Raw genomic sequence first — 5,962 nt, 5'->3', positions numbered from 1 at the left:
AAGAAGGCGAATGACTAGGCACTAATTTGGGCAGTAAGCCTCTCGTGCCCCGGCGGTGATCCAGTATTCGTTCCCGTTGATCGTGGGGAAGTGTTGGGACACGATCGCGTCAACAGTGGAAGCAGATTCGCCGTCCGCTATTTGGTCGCACGCGATGTGCGCCGCGTTGATCGCGGTGTTCGTTTCGACCGCCACCTTGTGCGCCGCTAGGTACGACAGGAACGCCTGGTCTTGGGGGCCGGCATATGCCGTCGGCGCTAACCAGATCCCCATCACGACCGCTGCTGCTAGCGTTGTTTTCACGATGATCTCCTAGCGAAGGTGGCGGCAGCCGATGCAGACCGCGTCGAATGCCGGGTAGCCCCACTCGCTGCAGTCGAAACATGCCGGTCTCCGAATAGCACACGCGCACAATATGATTCGACGCATGCGCAATAGAAATTCTCTGTGCAGGAGAACCCAGCGACTGCTTATTGGATTCCAGTCGAATTGCCCGAAGCGAATTGGCCAGCGCCCCAACGTGTTTGTGCGTCGCGGGCATTTGGCCCGCCGGCGATGTGGCTTCTGGTAAGTCCGGTCGCGAACGTAATTGGTCAGGCCCCGCTGCAGCCGCCAGCCGGTGCCGGTATCGGCCCGTTTATTTGCGGCACAAGACCCGAGAAGAGACCTGGCGCCGGAGGGGGGACGACGCACTGCACCACTGTGACGTTCGTCCCGCTGCGCGTTATCGCGTGCCAGTACGAGCCATCGTCATAGGGCACGCCATCGCAATAGGGCTCGGCCGGTTGACCTGGTTGGCCGCCCACCCCCGCCCCACCCGGGCAGTAGTTGGCGCCCACGTCGGGCTTATGCGGATCAGGGTCGGCGTTCCCCGCTGGCGCGGTCAAGATGGCGGTGGCGATCAGCGCCAAGGTCAGCACAAGTTTCATGGTCGAAATCTTGCTGCCTGCGGGCGCACTTCGGCGTGCTTTTGGGCGATGAAAAACGCGCGGTGTGTCGAAGGTCTCGGCGTTGCCGGCCTCAGTTCACCGCACCGCGGGTCACTTGCGGCCCGGGCGCAACGCGATGTCGCGACAGCAGGCGCGCCGCCTGACCTGGCGCACCGAGTTGCAACATCGCGGCCAACGCCGTTTCGAGAATCACCTCTTGTTGCACCCGGCTACCGCCGATCGACGGCAGCCCGGCAAGTGATTCGAGGAGAAAGTCGACCGCTGCGCGCGGCTCACCGGCCGTCAACGCGATAAGACCTTCGCCGATGAGACGCAGCGTCGTTGCTTGCGCGTCAGTGGCGTCGGGAACATTCATCGCGCGGATCGCGGCCGGATCATTCGCCGCGGCCAGTACAAGCAGCGCATGAAACGCAATAAACGGCGTCTTCGGCGCATATGCAAGCGAGCCGACCTCGGCCAGGACGGCCATTGGATCAGGTGGAGTTACCCAGTCGGGATGCAGGCGCGCCCGCCATGCGAGCGAACCGGCGTCGACGAGACATCGCACGTCCTTCGAGTGGGGCGGCGCAAGACACGCGTTGTACCGACGCGCCGCGGCAGCCGCGTCGCCCATCGCGAGCTCGTGCAGCGCGGCGTGCCACTGGAAGTGCGGGAGGTACCGCTGCGTGCTGCCGTCGCCCGGGATCCAGTCCGTCAGCCATTTCAGTCCGGCTCCGTGCGCGTCGGTCTCGTAGTGCACGTGCGACAGCGCATGCGCGGCATTGCCATTGCCCGGATCGAGTTCGAGTGCGGCATCGGCCAGGTCGGCTGCGTCATACCAGAGGCCCTGTTCCGTCCTGCCATAGGCGCGTAAGCCGAGATACCAGGGCGCCTCGCCGTGCACGCCAGTGAATCGCTCGACGTACTGCCACGCGTCCGGCAACGCGTCTCCAGCCCCTGCGAACGCAATCGACGGCGCGAGCACGAGCAACGCGACTGCGTCGTTCGGTACGCGCTCGAGATGGTCGATGAGTGCGTCGGTACCTGCCGCGTTGCCCTTCTCGCACCACGTCGCGATGGCCTCGACATGGCTACGGTCTTCGTCGCTTCCATGTGCAAGTGCCGCGCGCGCTCGAGCGAGATGGCCGGCGACTGCGTCAGGCCCGCCGGCCCGGTCGGGCCGTTCGGTGGCGATCATCGCGAGCGCGACGTGCGCACGGGCGTGCTGCTGATCTTCTGCGACCGCTGCCGCGAAGGCGGTCGACGCGCCGTCTTGCACGGCGAGCAGGCGACGCACACCCTCGGCGTATGACGCTGGCGCACCGGTCAATTCGGGTGCCGTCGTGATGAGACTCGGCGCCCGAATGGGTTGGTGACGAGTGTCGTCGGCGAGCAGCTGCGCGATAGCAGCCGCTTGGGTACGGATTTCGGGTATCGCCGTGGTCTCCCACTCCTCACCCTGGCGAATTAGGCCGAGACAGATGATGTTCGGGATCGTGACGCCGAACCCGTCGATGAGATAGCCGTCCGCAGTGAGTCGCACGCCCACCCCGCACGGATGCAGCGACGCGACACCTGAGGCCAACAGATTCGCCCAGAGCGTGCAGCGTTGCAGCGACCGCCGATCCCACGTAGTGCCGGTGGCGACGACAACCGCATCACCGCGCCGACGCACTGATCCGTCGCTCGTTGTCACCACCAGCTCGACGCCATTGCCGCGCAGCGCCACGTCGGCGACCTCGCCCGCCTCGATGATCAGTTGGTTGCTGTCGGTAGCGGCATCGATCGCATCGGCAACGGTGGGCGGCATCCGGTGCCGAAGTATCTCCCACTGCCGCAGGTCCTCCCGCAGGAACCGACGCTGGTCCTCCCATCCCAACGATCGCCACAGCCGGGCTGTGCGCGGCCGCACCGCGTCGATCACTTGTCGCCAGTCCCAACCGGATTCGCGCGCATGCGCGAGATCCGCTTCGAGTGCGGTGCGCAATTGCTCCAGCGAAACCTCGGCAGGCAACGCATCGAGGTTGGGCACTTCCGCGGGCGCGCCGGTGGCGCGGAATCGGCGCGGGAGTGCGCCATTACGCGACAGCAGGGTGACCGTGGCGCCGCGCGCAATGAGATGCAGCGCGACATCAACGCCGGTGAGTCCCGAACCAATCACCAAGACGCTGGCCGGCCGACACGCACCGAGAGCCGCGAGCGCGCCGGGCGCCCATGGATCCAGCACCACCCTGCCGTCACTGCCTGCGGCCAACACCGGAGCGAAGGCGCGTTCCAACGCCTCCGGCATGCCGCCTTGGGGGCGCCCAGTCGCGAGCACAATGGCGTCCGCAGATAACTCACGTCCATCGTTGAGCGCGATGCGCGCGGGTCTGCCCGGCGTCAACCCCACAACCTCGGCAGCCTCGATCCGCACGTCAGCGGCCGCGAGTTCATCTCGCAGGTAGCGGCCGTAGGCAAGACGCGGCGCAAAGCTCTCGAGCGGCGTGACCGCTCGTTCGTCGAGCCAACGGCAAAAGTGATCTGGATCGTCCGACCATGCCGACATGCGCTGCGCAGGAACGTTCAGCAAGTGGGTCGGGTCGTTGGTGCCGTACGCCGCGCCCGTGCCGGGAGAACCCGACGCGTCGATCAGCGTGATCTGTGCGTCTGGTTTGCTGCGGCGCAGATGCACAGCGGCGAGCACACCCGCAGCTCCACCGCCCACGATCGCGACGCGCATCATCACGAAAGGTTATCCCCCAAGACAGCGATCCTCTCGCGATCATTTTCAGTCGTCTTGAGCGAAAGTAACCGCCCTACAAGCTGCCCAGGTCGTCGGGCACGTCAACGGCGTGCGCGCGCAGGGCCTCAAGAGGCACCACATCGAGCGTGCGCTCGTGCGTCGAGGCAAGCACCACCGGTGCGGCGCACCCGTCGCGGTAGGCCAGTAGCCAATTCCCCGCGGTCACACACCATCGGTCCCCCGGCACAAGACCGGGAAAGCGGAGCTGCGGCCTCGGTGTGGACAGGTCGTTTCCTATCGCACGCTGATGTTCGAGGAACTCGGCGGTCACCACGGCGCAAATAGTGTGCATGCCGAGATCCTCGTCGCCGGTTGAACAACAGCCGTCGCGGTAGAAGCCGGTTAGCGGCTCGGTGCCGCAAGATTCCAGCGCACCACCCAACACGTTGCGCTCAGGCATCGGGCACCTCTCTAGATCGCGTCGACCACGTCGGCCACGCGCCGAAGTTGGCTGACATCGGAACCGGTTGGGATGAGCTGGATTTCGTCGGTGCCGACCGCTTCGAATTTGCGCAGCACCGCGATCAGTTCCTCCTCGCTGCCGGCGAACCCGGTGGTTGGCGCCATCGCGTCGATGTACTCGGTTGGTATCCAATTCATATAGCGGCGCAGATGCCGGTGCACTTGCGGTCGAGCCTCGTCGTGGGAACCGAGCGCGAACCAGAACGATGTGGCCAAGTGCGGTTTGGGCTTGCCGGCCTCGGCCCAAGCGGTACGCGCCACGTCGAACAGCTCGTTTTGTTTGGCGACGTCGAGGTCCATCGTGTGGCCGGCCAAGCCCTCGGCCCAGACAGCAGCGCTGCGCAGGGTCTTTGGCCCGATGGTTCCGATCAACAGCGGCGGCCCGCCCGCCTGGACCGGCGCCGGCCCGACCGGCAACAGCGACTCGGTGATCTGCTCGCCCGACCAGACTCGTTTCATGACCGCGACCCGCTCGGCCATGCCACGCATGGTCTGCGTAGTCGGGTCCGCGCCGACCGCCTGATAGTCCTCGATGCGGCCGCCCACGCCGATGCCCACGGTCAGCCGTCCGCCGCAGAGCATGTCCCCCGTCGCCAGCGCCTTGGCCAACATCACCGGGTCGTGCAGTTGGGGCACGATCACCGTCGTCACCAACCGCACCCGATCGGTCCACGCGGCCAGCGCGCCCATCAGCGTCAGAGTCTCCGGGTTGTCGAAGGCCATCCGCTCGCCCCAACACAACGACGCGAACGGGCCGTCATCGATCGCACGCGCCCAATCCCGCAGCACCGCGGCATCCAAGTCCGGCTCCATTACCGGCATGGTCATCGATATCTGCACGACGGCGATTCTGGCATGTAGACCGGTGGGTGCGCTCAGGCTGCGCAGTGGCACCATGTCTGAGATGGGCATCACCGCCAATTCCATCGCGCATGTACGACTCACCGTCAGCGACATCGAGCGTTCCCGACAGTTCTACGAAAGCGTCTTCGGTTGGCCGGTTCTGCTCGAGGTACCTGACAACGCCGACGAGGCGACGCGCAAGCAGCTGGGGTTTCTGTTCGGTGGTGTCATCTACGACATGGGTGGTGCGCTGATCGGGCTGAGGCCGGTCGCCACCGACCGTTTCCACGAGGACCGCTGCGGGCTGGACCACATCGCGTTCAGGGTCGCAGGTAAGGCTGAATTAGACGCTGCGGCAAAGCATCTTGACGATCTGGGCATCGACCACGAGCCGGTCAAGGACATCGGACCGACCTACATTCTGGAGTTCCGCGACCCGGACAACATTGCCTTGGAGCTGTCCGCGCCGAAGTAGACTGGCAAGCACCATGCCTATCGAGTTCAACCACACCATCGTCGGCGCCCGCGATAAGCGGGAATCTGCCGAGTTTTTCACCGAGCTGTTCGGGTTGCCGAGTCCTGAGCCGTTCGGCCCCTTCATGACGGTCACACTCGAGCACGGCGCGAACCTCGACTACGCCGATGTGTCCGAGGGCGAGGAGATCCGACCGCAGCATTATGCGTTCCTGGTCTCCGAGGACGACTTCGACGCGATCTACGGCAAGATTCAAACCCGCGGGCTGCAGCACTGGGCAGACCCGGGCGGTAATCGACCCGGCGAAATCAACACCAGAGACGGCGGCCGTGGAGTGTATTTCCGCGACCCCGGCGGCCATTACCTGGAAATCCTCACCAGGCCCTACGGCTCAGGCGGCTAGCGCTACCCAGTGCGGGGGCCGTGGCGCGTGCTTTCCTGGTCGCGATAGTCGTCGGCCAGCCGACC

The 5,962-nt window shown here is 65.4% G+C and carries 7 protein-coding genes; 2 read left to right on the top strand and 5 right to left on the bottom strand.

Annotation, left to right across the window (positions count from 1 at the left end):
* Window positions 1-21 precede the first annotated feature (21 nt).
* The 5 genes from WBF82_RS21770 to WBF82_RS21750 all read right to left on the bottom strand — a co-directional run bounded on the left by WBF82_RS21770 (window position 22) and on the right by WBF82_RS21750 (window position 5,004).
* Window positions 22-303, bottom strand: a complete 282-nt coding sequence (locus WBF82_RS21770; protein ID WP_424385004.1) for a DUF732 domain-containing protein — start codon at window positions 301-303, stop codon at window positions 22-24.
* A 290-nt stretch (window positions 304-593) separates the two neighbouring features.
* On the bottom strand, window positions 594-929 hold the full coding sequence (locus WBF82_RS21765) for a hypothetical protein (protein ID WP_424385003.1): 336 nt from the start codon (window positions 927-929) through the stop codon (window positions 594-596).
* A 91-nt stretch (window positions 930-1,020) separates the two neighbouring features.
* Window positions 1,021-3,654, bottom strand: coding sequence for an FAD/NAD(P)-binding protein (locus tag WBF82_RS21760; RefSeq protein ID WP_424385002.1), 2,634 nt, complete (start codon window positions 3,652-3,654; stop codon window positions 1,021-1,023).
* A gap of 73 nt (window positions 3,655-3,727) precedes the next feature.
* Window positions 3,728-4,114: a DUF2237 family protein gene (locus tag WBF82_RS21755; RefSeq protein ID WP_424385001.1), complete on the bottom strand. Its 387-nt coding sequence runs from the start codon at window positions 4,112-4,114 to the stop codon at window positions 3,728-3,730.
* An 11-nt stretch (window positions 4,115-4,125) separates the two neighbouring features.
* Entirely contained in the window at window positions 4,126-5,004 is an 879-nt protein-coding gene (locus tag WBF82_RS21750) for an LLM class flavin-dependent oxidoreductase (RefSeq protein WP_424385005.1), read from the bottom strand.
* A 76-nt stretch (window positions 5,005-5,080) separates the two neighbouring features.
* On the opposite strand from WBF82_RS21750, the gene WBF82_RS21745 reads away from it, so the two are divergent.
* Both WBF82_RS21745 and WBF82_RS21740 read left to right on the top strand, forming a co-directional pair.
* A complete protein-coding gene (locus tag WBF82_RS21745) occupies window positions 5,081-5,494 on the top strand; it encodes a VOC family protein (RefSeq protein ID WP_424385000.1) in 414 nt (137 codons plus the stop codon).
* A 13-nt stretch (window positions 5,495-5,507) separates the two neighbouring features.
* Window positions 5,508-5,897, top strand: coding sequence for a VOC family protein (locus WBF82_RS21740; protein ID WP_424384999.1), 390 nt, complete (start codon window positions 5,508-5,510; stop codon window positions 5,895-5,897).
* Window positions 5,898-5,962 lie beyond the last annotated feature (65 nt).

It is taken from the genome of Mycobacterium sp. (genome assembly GCF_049673265.1).
Taxonomy (GTDB): Bacteria; Actinomycetota; Actinomycetes; order Mycobacteriales; family Mycobacteriaceae; genus Mycobacterium.
Note: the sequence above shows the minus strand (reverse complement) of the source record. Positions and strands in the feature narration are given on the sequence as shown.

Bases quoted from the DNA above. Each gene is read 5' to 3' on its own strand.
- WBF82_RS21765 (WP_424385003.1), bottom strand. From the start codon at position 929: ATGAAACTTGTGCTGACCTTGGCGCTGATCGCCACCGCCATCTTGACC.
- WBF82_RS21760 (WP_424385002.1), bottom strand. From the start codon at position 3,654: ATGATGCGCGTCGCGATCGTGGGCGGTGGAGCTGCGGGTGTGCTCGCC.
- WBF82_RS21755 (WP_424385001.1), bottom strand. From the start codon at position 4,114: ATGCCTGAGCGCAACGTGTTGGGTGGTGCGCTGGAATCTTGCGGCACC.
- WBF82_RS21750 (WP_424385005.1), bottom strand. From the start codon at position 5,004: ATGACCATGCCGGTAATGGAGCCGGACTTGGATGCCGCGGTGCTGCGG.
- WBF82_RS21745 (WP_424385000.1), top strand. From the start codon at position 5,081: ATGGGCATCACCGCCAATTCCATCGCGCATGTACGACTCACCGTCAGC.
- WBF82_RS21740 (WP_424384999.1), top strand. From the start codon at position 5,508: ATGCCTATCGAGTTCAACCACACCATCGTCGGCGCCCGCGATAAGCGG.